This window comes from Corynebacterium sp. LK2537 (genome assembly GCF_040946485.1).
Taxonomy (GTDB): domain Bacteria; phylum Actinomycetota; class Actinomycetes; order Mycobacteriales; family Mycobacteriaceae; genus Corynebacterium.
Window position 1 is genome coordinate 121,758 of the sequence record NZ_JAYWLQ010000005.1, and the last position, 13,344, is coordinate 135,101.

Here is a 13,344-nt window from a genome sequence, read left to right on the forward strand (position 1 = left end):
AATTACTTCTTCTTTCCTGCGATCGTCTTCTTCGGACCCTTACGAGTACGAGCATTGGTCTTGGTGCGCTGACCACGAACCGGCAGGCCACGACGGTGGCGCAGGCCCTGGTAGCAGCCAATTTCAATCTTGCGGCGGATGTCAGCCTGTACCTGGCGGCGCAGATCGCCTTCTACCTTGTACTCAGCCTCGATCGCGTCACGCAGTGCCGACAGCTGGTCATCATCCAGGTTGTCGGTACGCAGGTCGGGAGAGATGCCGGTCTTTTCCAGCAGTGCCTTGGCACGGGTGTGCCCGATGCCATAGATGTAGGTGAGAGCGATCTCCATGCGCTTGTTGCGCGGGAGATCAACACCAGCTAGACGTGCCATGTGGCTTGTCCTTTCGGGTTTTTACGGTGGTTTTCTCCCTACCCGTCCCCTACCATTTCGCGCGCTGCCCGGACCGTGCCGGTGCCAGCGCGAAATTGTGGTGGGGCTCAAGCCACCGTGGCCTGAGGTAGAAAAAGGCGACCGACCTTGCGGCCGCCCCTGGGTAAGGAGGCTTACTGTCTTTACTTGTAGCGGTAGACGATGCGTCCGCGGGTCAGGTCGTAAGGAGACAGCTCAACAACTACCCGGTCCTCAGGGAGGATGCGGATGTAGTGCTGACGCATTTTGCCCGAAATGTGGGCAAGAACCTTGTGTCCGTTGTCAAGCTCGACACGAAACATTGCATTCGGCAAGGGCTCGATGATGCGGCCCTCGACCTCAATTGCGCCTTCCTTAGCCATAACCTCAACTTTTCTAGCCGCTGGCTACTAGCCGAAGCGACTGCATGTATTTGTCTACTGCCTGGCGTTTATCGTGCGGAGAGTTCCGCACACATACACCAAACAAAGAGCATACGCGTTAACGACACGAATTCCAAACCCGTCCCCTAACGTTCATGCTGGGTGCCCGCGCGCTAGCGACGCCAAAAAGGCCCGCCCCGCGCCTGGATGAGGCGGGCGGGGCGGGCCGGGGAAGTTTCAGATGTCGAAGCTTCGCTTAGTAGATGAAGACCTTGTCACCAATCTGCAGGTCGTTGAAGTAACGGATAGCAGCCTGGTCCGGCAGGCGGACGCAGCCAGCGGAGTCGTAGGCCGGGTCGCCCAGGTGGAAGGCGTGGCCGTTGTTGGTGAAGTAGATGGCGTAAGGCATCGGGGCGTTGTTGAACTCGTAGGAGATCTCGTCCTTGATCTTACGGTTGACGTGGAAGGTGCCACGCGGGGTCTCCTGGCCCGTCTTGCCCGGGGCCATGGACGGGGCGACGTAGGTGACATCGCCGTTCTTCTGCAGCCAGGTGCGGCGGCCGTCCAGGTCGACGCAGACGGCGGCGTCGGCCGGGCACGGGCCGCGGTTGAAGGCGTTGCGCTGGCGCTCCTGCTCCGCCTTGCGGGCAGCGGCTTCGGCGGCAGCCTTCTCGCGGGCGGCCTGCTCGGCCTGGGCGCGGGCGGCGGCCTCGCGGGCAGCCTTGGCCTCGGCCTGCTTCTGGGCCACCAGGCCCGGGAACAGAGCGTTCAGGACGTTGTCGACGACCGGGCGCAGGGCGTTGGCGGCCTGCGGGTTGAGCTTGTTGACCTCGTTGAGCATCTGGTTGCGGGTGTTCCAGGCCTGCTCGCGGGCACCGCCGAAGAACTTGTCTGCTTCTTCCTGCACCTGCTTGGACAGCTGGTCGATGTTCGGCAGCTGGGAGCTGCCCTGGTTCAGCTGAACTTGGGAGGACAGTTGGGTCGGGTCCGGCATTTGCTGGGCGTGGGCGTTCGGCACGCCACCAATCAGGGTGACGGCCATGGCCACCGTGGCGGCCAGCGCTAAGGCGGCGCGACGGAAAGCCAGGGGGACGGCATTGAAGCGGAATTTCGACATGCTGAAAATTATAGACCTCTGGCCGAGGAATTTCCCAGCCGGGCGTGAACGTTACCAAATCGTAGCCGCGCACAGGCCTGTCCCGCCCGGCGTCGCCGCGCGCTCGCTGGGAGCTTTTGGAGTGTTTGGGGAGCTTGGCCCTAGGCAGCCGGGCTACTTGTCGTAGCGCGGGGTCAGGATGCGCGGGCCGTCGGCGGTGGCGGCGACGGTGTGCTCCCAGTGGGAGGCCAGCGAGCCGTCCTCGGTAATGACGGTCCAGTCGTCGTCCAGGACCACGGAGTCCTCGGTGCCCAGCGTGAGCATGGGCTCGATGGCCAGCACGGAGCCTTCCTGGATATAGGGCCCGCGGCCCGGGCGGCCCTCGTTGGCCAGGTAGGGCTCCTCGTGCATGGTGCAGCCGATGCCGTGGCCGCCGTAGCCGTCGACGATGAACAGCTCAACGCCGAATTTCTCCTCGGCGGCCCAGGTGGCCAGCTCGAGGGCGTGGGAGGCGTCGGTCAGCCGGTTGCCCGGCACCATGGCCTTGAGCCCCTCGGACAGGACCCAGGCGGTGGCATCGTTCAGCTTGGTGGCCTCCGCGCTGACCTCGCCGACAGGGAAAGTCCAGGCGCTGTCGCCCACCCAGCCGTCGAGGGTGGCCCCGCAGTCGATGGAGACCAGGTCACCTTCGGCCAGGATCGTCTCCTCATCCGGGATGCCGTGGACGATGACGTCGTTCACGGAGGCGCAGATGGAGCCCGGGAAGCCCTCGTAACCTTTGAAGGTGGGCTGAGCGCCGGCGCCGCGGATGAGTTCTTCCGCGACGGCGTCGAGTTCGAGGGTAGATACGCCTGGCGCCGCAGCCAAGCGCACGGCCTGCAGGGCGCGACCGACGATTTCGCCGGCCGCCTGCATGGCGTCGAGTTCACCCGGGGTGCGGGCGGGGATGCGTTTGCTGCGGCGCGAGAAGATGGAAATGGCTCTTAACCTACTTCCCCAGTGCTTCCATGGCGCGGGCGTTAATCTCTTCGACCTCGCCCTCGGCCTTGATCGGGATGATGGCGTCGCCGTAGTGCTGGATGAGCGGGAAGGTCTCATCGCGGTAGACGCCCAGGCGGGTGCGGATGGTGTCCTCGGTGTCATCGGCGCGGCCGCGGGCCAGCATGCGCTCGACCACGACGTCCTCGGAAACCTCGAAGTTCAGCACGCCGTCCAGCTTCAGGCCCTTGTCGGCCAGCAGCTGGGTCAGGATGTCGGCCTGCTCCACGGTGCGCGGGAAGCCGTCCAGCAGGAAGCCCTTGGCGGCGTCGTCCTGCTCGAGGCGGTCCTTGACCATGCGGGCGGTGACGTCGGTCGGCACGAGCTGACCGGCGTCCATGTAGGACTTGGCTTCCTTGCCTAGCTCGGTGCCCTCGCCGATGTTGGCGCGGAAGAGGTCACCGGTGGAGATGTGCGGGATGCCCAGCTTTTCGCTCAAAATAGCGGCCTGCGTGCCCTTGCCGGCACCGGGAGGTCCAAGGAGTACGTAACGCATTATTTCAACAGTCCTTCGTAGTTCGATTGCAGAAGCTGGGACTCAATCTGCTTGACGGTAGTCAAGGCAACAGAGACCATAATCAAGATCGCGGTACCACCGAAGGCGGTCATGCCGCCGCCCTGGGAGTGCCCCACGCCGAAGTCCAGCAGGATGTTCGGCAGGATAGCAATGATACCCAGGTAGGCAGCGCCCACGAACAGCAGGCGGTTCATCACGTAGCCCAGGTACTCGGCCGTCGGGCGGCCGGGGCGGATGCCCGGAATGAAGCCACCGTACTTCTTCATATTATCCGCTTGCTCCGCCGGATCGTACTGAACCGAAACGTAGAAGTAGGCGAAGAAGATGGTCAGCACGAAGTAGAGCACGATGTACTGCCAGGACGCCGGGCTCTGCAGCCAGGAGATGACGTTGCGCTGCCACCAGTTGTCCGGGGTGACCGCGTTGTTGGAGTTGACGATCTGGGTGATCAGCACCGGCATGTAAATCAGCGAGGAGGCGAAGATCACCGGGATAACGCCGGCCTGGTTGACCTTCAGCGGCAGGTAGGTGGAGGAACCACCGTACTGGCGGCGGCCCACCATGCGCTTGGCGTACTGGACCGGGATGCGGCGCTGGCCCTGCTCGATGAAGGTGATGCCGATGACCAGGACGATGACGCCGGCGACGATCATGGCGAAGACCAGGCCGCCGTTGTTCTGCAGGATGTTCATGCCGTCGGTAGGCAGACGGGTCGCGATACCTGCGAAGATCATCAGGGACATGCCGTTACCGATACCCTTTTCGGTAATCAGCTCGCCCATCCACATCACGAGCACGGCGCCGGAGGTCATCACCAGCACCAGCACCACCAGGTCGAAGATGTTGCGGTCCGGAACCAGGACCTCCACGCCCTGGCCCAGCAGCTGCTGACGGTCGGCCAGGGCGACGATGCCGGAGGACTGCAGCAGCGCCAGCGCCACGGTGAGGTAGCGGGTGTACTGCGTCATCTTGGTCTGCCCGGACTGGCCTTCCTTCTTCAGCTGCTCGAAGTGCGGGATGACCACGGTCAGCAGCTGCACGATAATGGAGGCCGTAATGTACGGCATGATGCCGATGGCGAAGATCGACAGCTGCAGCAGCGCGCCACCCGAGAACAGGTTGATGACGGAGTACAGGTTGCCGGATTCTTCCGTCAGGTCGCGCAGACGGCCCGCGATGGCGCCGTAGTCGACGCCCGGGGACGGGATCTGCGCGCCGATGCGGTACGCAATGATCATCACGATCGTAAAGATGATCTTCTTGCGCAGATCGGCGTCCTTAAATGCCTGAATAATGGCGGACACTACACAATCCTCCTGGCCTACCGAGGGCGTGCGCAGAAAAATACCGCCCGCGTCTCACGCGTGCCGGTGCCCTTCTACTGCCTCGAGGTGGATACTCATTTGACCCGCTGGGCAACGCCAGGCCGCCGCCCGCGGCGCGCGCGGTAAAGGCAGCCTGGTTAGCCCTCCGGGTGGGATGAACAGTTTTGACCCCATTACCCTACCAGCCCCAAAAGCATTAGCCCCAATAGCAGCGACCTAAACGCGATTAGGCTCGCCTTAGCCGGGCAGCTGGCGCTGCGCGAGATAGCGCAAGATGGCCTTGACCCGCCGGTTTTCCTCCGCCGGGTCCAAGCGCAGCTTCAGGAAGATATTGCTCACATGTTTGCCCACCGCCGCGGTCGATAGGAACAGCTGGTTCTCGATCTCCCGGTTCGACAGCCCGCAGGACATCAGCTCCAAGACCTCTCGCTCCCGCGGGGTGAGCTCGCCGATGCCGCTGCGCGCCGAGTTCATCAGCGCCTGCGCCACCGTCGGGTCGATGACCACGCCGCCGGCGGCTACCGTGTCCAGGGACTTAAGGAAGTCCGCCACTTCCGACACCCGGTCCTTGAGCAGGTAGCCGGTCCCGCCGTCCGTGTTATCAAAAAGCTCCACGGCATAGGCCGGGGCCACGTACTGGCTCAAGACCACCACCGCCAGGCCGGGAAACTCCTGCCGTAGGCTCACCGCGGTCCGCAGGCCGTCGTCGGCCATGCGCGGCGGCATCCGCACGTCCGTGATTAAGACTTCGGGGAGTTGGCCGGCGGCGGCCAGCTCACGCACCAGGCCGACCAGCTGGTCGGCGTCGCTAGCCTGGCCGACGACGCGGTGGCCGCGGCGCTCTAGCAGCCCGGCCACGCCCTCGCGCAGCAGCGCGGAATCATCCGCGATAACAATCCGCATTATCCGATCCCCGTTTCTCCTCGTTCCAACAGCAACGGAATGACCGCCGCCACCCGCGTGGGCCCGCCCGCCGGCGAGGTCAGCTCCAGCCTGCCGCCGAAAGCCGCCAACCGCTCGCGCATCCCGGCCAGGCCACAGCCTGCAGTTAGCTCGGCCCCGCCCGGGCCCTCGTCCACCACGGTGATGCGCAGGTTGGCGTCGGCGGTGACCAGGACACTGACCGCCGCGCCCGGGGCGTGCTTGGAGGCATTGGTCATGGCCTCGGTGGCGAAGAAATAGGCGGCCGCCAAAATGCTGGGTTGCAGATCCGGCAACGGGTGCGGGGCGCGGACGGCGACGTGCGGGCCCAGCCCCGCCGCGGCATCGTTCAGCGCGGCCACCAGCCCGCGGTCCGTGAGCACCTGCGGCTGGATGCCGCGGACGGTCGCACGCAGGCTGGCCAGCCCGTTTTCGATGTCCTCCTTGGCCGCGCGCACCAGGTCTGCCTCGGTACCCTCCAAGTCTAGCAGGGCCTCTCCCAGCTTGATGGAGGCCGCCACGAGGTACTGCTGGGTGCCGTCGTGCAGATCCCGCTCTATGCGCTGGCGCTCGACTTCGTAGGCGTCCGCGATCGCCCGGCGGGCGCGGGTAAGCTCGGCCAAGCGCTGGGCTTGTGCCCGCTCCTGCGCGCGCTCGGTGGCCGCCGGGGTAAAGGCCGCGCGCGGGTTATGCTTCCACGGGAGTTTCACACTGACAGACTTTAACGCCTGCGCTTTCGGTGGGGGTAGGGCCAGCCCTACCTGGAAATCTAGTTCCACCCCGCTTCTGCGCCGGCGTTTTCCTACGTTGAATAGGTAGACATGACCACCACATTGAAACTCAACGACGTCACCAAGAATTTTGGCGGCAACGATGTCCTCTCCGGCATCACCCTGGAGCTTTCCCCGGGTGAAACCGCCGCCATCATGGGCCCGTCCGGCTCCGGCAAGTCCACCCTCCTGCACTGCATGTCCGGGGTCCTTTTCCCCACCACCGGCCGCGTCCACTTCGGAACGACCGACCTGACCGAGCTCAACGACGGCGACCGCTCGCACCTGCGCCTTAGCTCCTTCGGCTTCGTCTTCCAGGACGGGCAGCTCCTACCGGAGCTGACCGCCGCGGAGAATATCGCGCTGCCGGCAACCCTGACCGGCACCTCCCGCCGGAAGGCCCGGCGCCGCGCCGTCCACCTGCTGGACCAGCTGGGCCTGGGCGAGTTCGCCGACCGCCGCCCCGGGCAGCTGTCCGGCGGGCAGGCCCAGCGCGTGGCCATCGCCCGCGCACTGGCTACCGAGCCCGCGGTCATCTTCGCCGACGAGCCGACCGGGGCGCTCGACCAGGCCACCGGGCACGACGTCATGCAAATGCTGACCACCCTGGTGCGCCAGCAGGGCTCCACCCTGGTGCTGGTCACCCACGACGCGCAGGTGGCCGACTGGCTGGACCGGCGCATCGAGCTGCGCGACGGCATCATCCACGACGACCGCCGGCTGGGGGCCGCCCGATGAGCACTCCCACCGCTTCCTTGACCGCCCGTTCCGCGCCGGTGCGCGCCTCCGTCGGCGGCCTGACGCTGCAGCTGTTCCGGGCCTCCGTGTCCTTCCGCACCGGCACCGGCACCCTGACTCTGCTCTCGCTCGGCTCGCTGACGGTGGGCGCGACCATCGCTTTCCTCGTCGCCGGCGGGACGTATATGTTCTACCGCCGGGGCGAAAACGCTCACCTCCAGGCCGGCTTGGACACCTCCCAGCCGGGCATGGACGCCCACACCTGGACGGTCTTGGCGCTGATTGCTTGCGCCTTCCTCGTACCTGCCCTGTTTAGCCTGATCTCCCAGGCCGCCGTGACCAGCGCCGCCGGGCGGGAGCGGCGGCTGGCGGCCCTGCGGCTGGTCGGGCTCAGCGCCCGCGACATCACCCGCATGACGGTGCTGGAGACGGGCATCAACGCGGTGGTCGGCACGGTTCTCGGGGCGTTTATCAGCGCGCTGCTGGTCCCGGCCTTTGCCAGCCTGACCTTTATGGGGATTCCCCTCTCCCCGGCCGAGCTCTACCTGCCGTGGTGGGGCTACCTGGCCGTCGGCTCCGCTCTCATCGTCTTGGCGCTGGCCGCCGCCCTGGCCGGCATGCAGCGGGTCGCGGTGAGCCCGCTAGGGGTAGCCCGCCGCCAGATGCCCCGCGCCCTGCGCTGGTGGCGCGCCGTGGCCTTCCTGGTGCTCGCCGTCGGCCTGCTGGTAGGAATCAATCAGTTCGACTTTTTTGCCAGCCTGGGGGCTATGCTCGCCATCGCCGCTTTTCTCTTTCTGCTCATCGGCACTCTGAGCCTCATCGCCCCGCTCTTCCTCCAGGTCAGCGCCTGGGTGGCGGGTATGTTGGGCTCTAATGCAAACTTCATCGCCTCCCGCCGCGTGGCCACTGGGGCCCGGGCGGCCTGGCGGCGGGTCGCCCCGAGCGCGCTCTTCGGCCTCTTGGCCGGGCATATGATCGTCTCCCCCTTCGGCGACGACGACCTGAGCCAGTCGCTGCGGGAGAACCCGGAGACCTCCATCATTTTCCACGACGTCTTTACCGGGATCATCCTGACCATCTCCTTCGGCTTCTGCATCATGGCGATGTCCATCCTGCAGGGCCAGGCGCACGAGGTCTTCGCCAACGCTGACCTGACCCGCAGCCTCCGGCTGATGGGGCTGCGCCCGGGCTTCCTCACCCGCGTGGCCGCCTACGAAATCTTCGCTCCCCTCGTATCTGTCAGCCTGCTCGGATTTACCTGGGGCGCGCTCATCGGCCTGGTGATGCTCTACCGCGCCGGGGATCTAGAGATCGCCCCGCGCCTGGCCAACGCCGGGATCCTGCTGGGCGCCGGCTGGCTGGTCGTGGCCGTGGCATTTATCGCCGTTATCCCCCTTCGGAATCGGGTAGCCCGCCACGCCACCCGCAAAAACGACTAGGGTGGCTGCTTAGACAACCGTTAGCCGTTAAAGGAAGGAATTCTATCTATGGCTACCACTAAGTTTCAGCCCACCCGCCGCCTGGCGGCCGTCACCCTGACCGCGCTGCTCGCCGTGGGCGGCGCCACCGCCTGCGACGACTCTTCGCGCAGCGAGAACGAGCACGACGTCTCCTCCACCGAGCCGTCCGTGCCGGCCTCCGAAGAATCCAAGTAACCTAGCGCGCCGCTCACCTGGCGCTTGCCGCTCCAACGCGTTGAGCGCTCGAGTGGCATACAACGCATAGAAAAATCCCACCGCCGGTCTCCCTCAAGCGGGAACCCGGCGGTGGGATTTTATTTAGTAGGTCTTAAAAAGACTTACTTGGTCGCGGTGGTGGAGCCACCGGCGGCCTCGATCTTCTCCACAGCGGACTTGGAGAACTTGTCAGCGGTGACGTTCAGCTTGACGCTGATTTCACCGTTGCCCAGGACCTTGACCGGCTGCTTAGCGCGGACCAGGCCGGCGGAGACGATGTCTGCGACAGTGACGTCGCCGCCGTTCGGGAAGGCCTTGGCCAGGTCGGACACGTTGACCACCTGGTAATCGACCTTGTTCGGGTTGCGGAAGCCCTTGAGCTTCGGCAGACGCATGTGGATGGGCATTTGGCCACCCTCGAAAGCGGCCGAAACCTGCTTACGTGCCTTAGTACCCTTGGTACCGCGGCCGGCGGTCTTACCCTTGGAAGCTTCACCGCGGCCGACGCGGGTCTTAGCCTTGTTTGCACCCTTGGAAGGGCGCAGATCGTGCAGCTTGATGATATCAGCCATGATTTATCTACTCCCCTGCCACTTCTTCAACGGTGACCAGGTGACGCACCTTGTTAACCATGCCGCGGATGACCGGGGTGTCCTGCTTAACGACGGACTGACCGATCCGCTTGAGGCCCAGGGCCTCAATGTTGGCGCGGTGGTTCGGCTTGGTGCCCACCAGGCCCTTAATTTGAGTAATCTTCAGAGCCATTGTTTATGCCTCCTGACCTGCGCGACGGCGCAGCATACGGGCCGGGGTGACCTCCTCGACGGACTTGCCGCGGCGAGCGGCAACTTCCTCGGGGCGGACCAGCTGCTTGAGGCCGTCCACGGTAGCGCGGACGACGTTGAGGGCGTTGTCGGAGCCCAGGGACTTCGACAGGATGTCCTGCACGCCGGCGCACTCAAGCACCGGGCGGGCAGCGCCACCAGCGATGACACCGGTACCGGGGGCGGCCGGCTTCATCATGACGATGCCGGCGGCGTCGCGGCCCTCGACCGGGTGGGTGATGGTGCCGGCGATCATCGGGACGCGGAAGAAGTTCTTGCGAGCTTCCTCGGCACCCTTCTGGATGGCAGCCGGGACTTCCTTGGCCTTGCCGTAGCCGACGCCGACCATGCCCTGGCCGTCGCCAACGACCACGAGAGCGGTGAACGACATGTTGCGGCCACCCTTGACGGTCTTGGAGACGCGGTTGATGGTCACAACGCGCTCGATGTACTTATCGCGCTCGTTGTCCTGGTTACGACGATCGTTGCGGCGGTTGTGGCCACCGCGGTTGTTGTTCTTGTTCTCGGCGGAGCGTCCGCCGTCACGCTGTTCACGGTCCGACATTAGGCGTTCCTTCCGTTGATGTTTCCGTTGACCATTAGAACTTCAGACCGCCTTCACGTGCGGCCTCAGCCAGAGCTGCGACGCGACCGTGGTACTTGTAACCACCGCGGTCGAAGACAACCTGCTCGATGCCAGCTGCCTTGGCGCGCTCTGCGATCAGCTCGCCCACCTTGGAAGCCTTAGCCTTCTTGTCGCCCTCGAGGGCGCGGATGTCCGCTTCCATGGTGGACGCGGAGACCAAGGTGTGGCCCGCCAGGTCGTCGATGACCTGGACGTGCATGTGGCGGGAAGAGCGGTGGAGAACCAGACGCGGTGCCTCCGGGGTACCGCGCAGGGTCTTGCGGATACGGAAGTGACGGCGGGCGCGTGCCTCGCGACGACGGCTAGAGATGTCCTTGCCGACTGGAGTGCGCTTGTTGTTTTCAGTGTTTGCCATTGCTTACTTACCCGTCTTTCCGACCTTGCGGCGGATCTGCTCGCCTTCGTAACGAATGCCCTTGCCCTTGTAAGGATCGTCCTTACGCAGGCGGCGGATGTTCGCGGCGATCTGTCCGACAGCTTGCTTGTCAATGCCAGTGATGGAGAACTTGGTGGCGCCATCAGTTGCGAAGCTGATGCCCTCCGGAGCCTCAATGAGGATCGGGTGGGAGTAGCCCAAGTTGAACTCCAGGTTCGAACCCTTCTGCTGAACGCGGTAGCCGACACCGAAGATTTCCATCTTGATGGTGTAGCCATCGGTCACGCCGATAACGGCGTTGTTGATGAGGGAACGAGACAGGCCGTGCAGGGCACGGTGCTTGCGGTGATCATCCGGGCGGGAAACGCGGATCTCGTTGTCCTCCACGGCGACGGTGATCGGCTCCGGGACCTCGACGGTCAGGGTGCCCTTCGGGCCCTTAACCTCGATGGTCTGTCCGTTGATCTTGGTTTCGACGCCGCTCTTAACGGCGATGGGTGCTAGACCGACTCGAGACATGTGTCATACCTCCCTTACCAGACGTAGGCGAGAACTTCTCCGCCTACGCCCTTCTCCTGAGCCTGACGATCGGTCAGCAGACCGTGGGACGTGGAGATGATAGCCACGCCTAGGCCGCCAAGGACCTTCGGCAGGTTGGTGGACTTTGCATACACACGCAGACCCGGCTTAGACACGCGGCGCAGACCGGACAGGGAGCGCTCACGGTTGTTGTACTTAAGCTCGAGGGACAGCTCGCGGTCCTCGACAGAGTAGTCAGCGATGTAGCCTTCCTGCTTCAAGATCTCAGCAATGTTGACCTTGATCTTGGAGGTCGGCATCGACACGGTGTCGTGGTGCGCATGGTTTGCGTTGCGCACGCGCGACAGCATGTCGGCGATAGGATCAGTCATGGTCATGGTTAAACGACCGTTACCTTTCTCGTTGCGGTTCCCATCCCAGCCGCGCGACAGGCAGAGACTGCCTGCCCGTTCGACTGGACTCACCACGCGCGTTTTCCGTGTGATTTCGGGCCACTCACGCTCCCCGCGGTCAATACCGCGAGGCGCTCGCCACCCTTTGATACAGACACGGTCCGCTTTATCGGCGAGGGGCCTACAACAAAGTTGATGTTCAATTCTTACCTGGAAGGCGCCGAAAAAATCACGGCTCCGCGGCACCCATTGGGTACTGCCGAGCAGGTCAGGGGTTCAAAACCCCCGACGGACGCTATTCCAACGGGTCAGTGTACCCAACCAGCAGGGCGTTTGTAAAATTTCTCCTGCTCACGATTTCTTCGCCGCCCGCGGGGCCTCCCCGCGCCCCTCCCGCCGCCCCGCCGCAGAATTCGAGCAGTCTCCCACTTGCCCATTCACCAGCACCAACGCCTCCTTTTGCGCGGGGGCCTAAACTGGGTCCCATGTCTGATGATGCGAAGAAGATCGATAACAACCAGGAACCCATGCAGTCCGCCCACGCCTGGCTCGTCGAGGCCGCCGGCCACCTGGGCCTCGACCAGGCGGATGCCACCGCCCTGACCAAGGAATTGCTCGACCTGACCGCCGACGTCGCCCACAACCGCTCCCGCCCGGCCGCACCGCTAACCGCGTTCCTGGTGGGTTTGGCCTCTAAGGACACCGACGAGGCCCGCCAGTACATCGAGAAGCTGCGCGCCCAGATCGCCGAGCAGTAGCAAGCCGGCCGCCACGGCCAAGCCCACAGCAAGCCAGGTCAGACCGACCACCCCAGACCAGGAGGATTAGTGTCCAACAGGGTTAACGCCCGCTTTGCCGTCACCCGCGTGCGCCTTGACGACGACGGCCAGCTCACCCAGGTCGACACCCGGGCCGATACCGTCGCGGGCGAGGAACCGCTGGAGATCCGCGTGGACGGACAGACTATTACCACCACCATGCGCACCCCGGGCCACGACGTGGAGCTGGCCCACGGCTTCCTCCACTCGGAGGGCCACATCCGGGCCGCCGCCGACGTGACGACCGCGCGCTACTGCGCCGGATCGACCGTCAACGGCGAGAACACCTACAACCTGCTGGACGTGGAACTGGCGCGTCAGAACGTCATCGAGCTATCGGATCTGCGCCTGGGGCTGACCACCTCCGCGTGCGGGGTCTGCGGTACTTCCTCCATCGAGCAGCTCCAGCACAAGCTGCCCTACCCCATCCCCCACTGGGACGTGGACCCGCAGCTCATCGCAACCATCCCGGACCGGCTGCGCGAGCACCAAAAACAGTTCAAAAAGACCGGCGGCATCCACGCCGCGGCCGCCTTCACCATGGACGGGGAGCCGGTCGTCGTGCGCGAGGACATCGGCCGTCACAACGCCGCCGACAAGGTCATCGGACACCTGCTGCTAGAAGGCCGCCTACCCGCCCACGACCTGGTGCTAGTGGTTAGCTCCCGCGCCTCTTTCGAGCTGGTGCAAAAGGCCGCCATGGCCGGCTTCCCCGCGCTGATTGCGGTCTCCGCCGCCTCCTCCCTTGCCGTCGAGACCGCCCGCGAGGCCGGCATGGCACTGGTCGGCTTCGCCCGCGGCAACCGCTTTAACCTGTACTCCGGCCAGCTGGACCGCTCGCGGGGTTAAACGCCCCGCACACGCACCACCAGATCACCAAAGGCCCGCCGGGCAC

At 64.8% G+C, this 13,344-nt stretch carries 19 protein-coding genes; 5 read left to right on the forward strand and 14 right to left on the reverse strand.

The window, feature by feature from the left end; translation table 11 throughout:
- Positions 1–2: 2 nt before the first annotated feature.
- From rpsM to VVS03_RS08145, 8 genes are all read right to left on the reverse strand, one after another.
- Positions 3–371, reverse strand: a complete 369-nt coding sequence (rpsM, locus tag VVS03_RS08110; RefSeq protein WP_296202787.1) for a 30S ribosomal protein S13 — start codon at positions 369–371, stop codon at positions 3–5.
- 182 nt (positions 372–553) lie between these two features.
- Positions 554–772, reverse strand: coding sequence for a translation initiation factor IF-1 (gene infA / locus VVS03_RS08115; protein ID WP_004566852.1), 219 nt, complete (start codon positions 770–772; stop codon positions 554–556).
- A 256-nt stretch (positions 773–1,028) separates the two neighbouring features.
- Positions 1,029–1,889, reverse strand: coding sequence for a L,D-transpeptidase (locus VVS03_RS08120; protein WP_368520795.1), 861 nt, complete (start codon positions 1,887–1,889; stop codon positions 1,029–1,031).
- 153 nt (positions 1,890–2,042) lie between these two features.
- A complete protein-coding gene (map, locus tag VVS03_RS08125) occupies positions 2,043–2,840 on the reverse strand; it encodes a type I methionyl aminopeptidase (RefSeq protein WP_368534325.1) in 798 nt (265 codons plus the stop codon).
- A gap of 16 nt (positions 2,841–2,856) precedes the next feature.
- Positions 2,857–3,402 carry an adenylate kinase gene (locus VVS03_RS08130; protein WP_368520794.1) on the reverse strand — a complete coding sequence of 182 codons (546 nt, stop codon included), beginning with the start codon at positions 3,400–3,402 and terminating at the stop codon, positions 2,857–2,859.
- On the reverse strand, positions 3,402–4,727 hold the full coding sequence (gene secY / locus VVS03_RS08135; RefSeq protein WP_070768220.1) for a preprotein translocase subunit SecY: 1,326 nt from the start codon (positions 4,725–4,727) through the stop codon (positions 3,402–3,404). The genes VVS03_RS08130 and secY overlap by 1 nt, the downstream gene beginning before the upstream one ends.
- A 258-nt stretch (positions 4,728–4,985) precedes the next feature.
- Positions 4,986–5,651 (reverse strand): response regulator, encoded by a 666-nt coding sequence (locus VVS03_RS08140; protein ID WP_368520793.1) that lies wholly within the window; start codon positions 5,649–5,651, stop codon positions 4,986–4,988.
- Positions 5,651–6,292, reverse strand: coding sequence for a sensor histidine kinase (locus VVS03_RS08145; RefSeq protein ID WP_409338394.1), 642 nt, complete (start codon positions 6,290–6,292; stop codon positions 5,651–5,653). Before VVS03_RS08145 ends, VVS03_RS08140 begins: the two co-directional genes overlap by 1 nt.
- A 198-nt stretch (positions 6,293–6,490) precedes the next feature.
- Here VVS03_RS08145 and VVS03_RS08150 point away from each other — a divergent pair, with 198 nt between their 5' ends.
- From VVS03_RS08150 to VVS03_RS08160, 3 genes are read left to right on the forward strand one after another with little or no spacing between them, the layout of a single operon-like run.
- On the forward strand, positions 6,491–7,177 hold the full coding sequence (locus VVS03_RS08150; protein ID WP_368534267.1) for an ABC transporter ATP-binding protein: 687 nt from the start codon (positions 6,491–6,493) through the stop codon (positions 7,175–7,177).
- Positions 7,174–8,616, forward strand: a complete 1,443-nt coding sequence (locus VVS03_RS08155) for an FtsX-like permease family protein (protein ID WP_368534266.1) — start codon at positions 7,174–7,176, stop codon at positions 8,614–8,616. The genes VVS03_RS08150 and VVS03_RS08155 overlap by 4 nt, the downstream gene beginning before the upstream one ends.
- A gap of 48 nt (positions 8,617–8,664) precedes the next feature.
- Complete coding sequence (locus VVS03_RS08160; protein WP_368534265.1) at positions 8,665–8,832, forward strand: hypothetical protein; 168 nt, start codon at positions 8,665–8,667, stop codon at positions 8,830–8,832.
- A gap of 143 nt (positions 8,833–8,975) precedes the next feature.
- Here VVS03_RS08160 and rplO read toward each other — a convergent pair whose 3' ends face one another.
- From rplO to rpsH, 6 genes are read right to left on the reverse strand one after another with little or no spacing between them, the layout of a single operon-like run.
- Positions 8,976–9,425, reverse strand: a complete 450-nt coding sequence (rplO, locus tag VVS03_RS08165) for a 50S ribosomal protein L15 (protein WP_070768216.1) — start codon at positions 9,423–9,425, stop codon at positions 8,976–8,978.
- 7 nt (positions 9,426–9,432) lie between these two features.
- Positions 9,433–9,618, reverse strand: coding sequence for a 50S ribosomal protein L30 (gene rpmD, locus VVS03_RS08170; RefSeq protein WP_290224733.1), 186 nt, complete (start codon positions 9,616–9,618; stop codon positions 9,433–9,435).
- A 3-nt stretch (positions 9,619–9,621) separates the two neighbouring features.
- Positions 9,622–10,242 (reverse strand): 30S ribosomal protein S5, encoded by a 621-nt coding sequence (gene rpsE / locus VVS03_RS08175; protein ID WP_070768214.1) that lies wholly within the window; start codon positions 10,240–10,242, stop codon positions 9,622–9,624.
- 34 nt (positions 10,243–10,276) lie between these two features.
- Entirely contained in the window at positions 10,277–10,678 is a 402-nt protein-coding gene (gene rplR, locus VVS03_RS08180) for a 50S ribosomal protein L18 (RefSeq protein ID WP_070768213.1), read from the reverse strand.
- Positions 10,679–10,681: 3 nt separating this feature from the next.
- A complete protein-coding gene (gene rplF / locus VVS03_RS08185) occupies positions 10,682–11,218 on the reverse strand; it encodes a 50S ribosomal protein L6 (protein ID WP_368520788.1) in 537 nt (178 codons plus the stop codon).
- 14 nt (positions 11,219–11,232) lie between these two features.
- Positions 11,233–11,616, reverse strand: coding sequence for a 30S ribosomal protein S8 (gene rpsH, locus VVS03_RS08190; RefSeq protein ID WP_368520787.1), 384 nt, complete (start codon positions 11,614–11,616; stop codon positions 11,233–11,235).
- 500 nt (positions 11,617–12,116) lie between these two features.
- Here rpsH and VVS03_RS08195 point away from each other — a divergent pair, with 500 nt between their 5' ends.
- On the forward strand, positions 12,117–12,389 hold the full coding sequence (locus VVS03_RS08195) for a DUF6457 domain-containing protein (protein ID WP_368534264.1): 273 nt from the start codon (positions 12,117–12,119) through the stop codon (positions 12,387–12,389).
- A 69-nt stretch (positions 12,390–12,458) separates the two neighbouring features.
- Positions 12,459–13,298: a formate dehydrogenase accessory sulfurtransferase FdhD gene (gene fdhD, locus VVS03_RS08200; RefSeq protein WP_368534263.1), complete on the forward strand. Its 840-nt coding sequence runs from the start codon at positions 12,459–12,461 to the stop codon at positions 13,296–13,298.
- Positions 13,299–13,344 lie beyond the last annotated feature (46 nt).

Excerpts from the sequence above, each read along its gene's own strand:
- rpsM (WP_296202787.1), bottom strand. The coding sequence starts at position 371 with ATGGCACGTCTAGCTGGTGTTGATCTCCCGCGCAACAAGCGCATGGAG.
- infA (WP_004566852.1), bottom strand. The coding sequence starts at position 772 with ATGGCTAAGGAAGGCGCAATTGAGGTCGAGGGCCGCATCATCGAGCCC.
- VVS03_RS08120 (WP_368520795.1), bottom strand. The coding sequence starts at position 1,889 with ATGTCGAAATTCCGCTTCAATGCCGTCCCCCTGGCTTTCCGTCGCGCC.
- VVS03_RS08130 (WP_368520794.1), bottom strand. The coding sequence starts at position 3,402 with ATGCGTTACGTACTCCTTGGACCTCCCGGTGCCGGCAAGGGCACGCAG.
- VVS03_RS08140 (WP_368520793.1), bottom strand. The coding sequence starts at position 5,651 with ATGCGGATTGTTATCGCGGATGATTCCGCGCTGCTGCGCGAGGGCGTG.
- VVS03_RS08150 (WP_368534267.1), top strand. The coding sequence starts at position 6,491 with ATGACCACCACATTGAAACTCAACGACGTCACCAAGAATTTTGGCGGC.
- VVS03_RS08155 (WP_368534266.1), top strand. The coding sequence starts at position 7,174 with ATGAGCACTCCCACCGCTTCCTTGACCGCCCGTTCCGCGCCGGTGCGC.
- VVS03_RS08160 (WP_368534265.1), top strand. The coding sequence starts at position 8,665 with ATGGCTACCACTAAGTTTCAGCCCACCCGCCGCCTGGCGGCCGTCACC.
- rplO (WP_070768216.1), bottom strand. The coding sequence starts at position 9,425 with ATGGCTGATATCATCAAGCTGCACGATCTGCGCCCTTCCAAGGGTGCA.
- rpmD (WP_290224733.1), bottom strand. The coding sequence starts at position 9,618 with ATGGCTCTGAAGATTACTCAAATTAAGGGCCTGGTGGGCACCAAGCCG.
- rpsE (WP_070768214.1), bottom strand. The coding sequence starts at position 10,242 with ATGTCGGACCGTGAACAGCGTGACGGCGGACGCTCCGCCGAGAACAAG.
- rplR (WP_070768213.1), bottom strand. The coding sequence starts at position 10,678 with ATGGCAAACACTGAAAACAACAAGCGCACTCCAGTCGGCAAGGACATC.
- rplF (WP_368520788.1), bottom strand. The coding sequence starts at position 11,218 with ATGTCTCGAGTCGGTCTAGCACCCATCGCCGTTAAGAGCGGCGTCGAA.
- rpsH (WP_368520787.1), bottom strand. The coding sequence starts at position 11,616 with ATGACCATGACTGATCCTATCGCCGACATGCTGTCGCGCGTGCGCAAC.
- VVS03_RS08195 (WP_368534264.1), top strand. The coding sequence starts at position 12,117 with ATGTCTGATGATGCGAAGAAGATCGATAACAACCAGGAACCCATGCAG.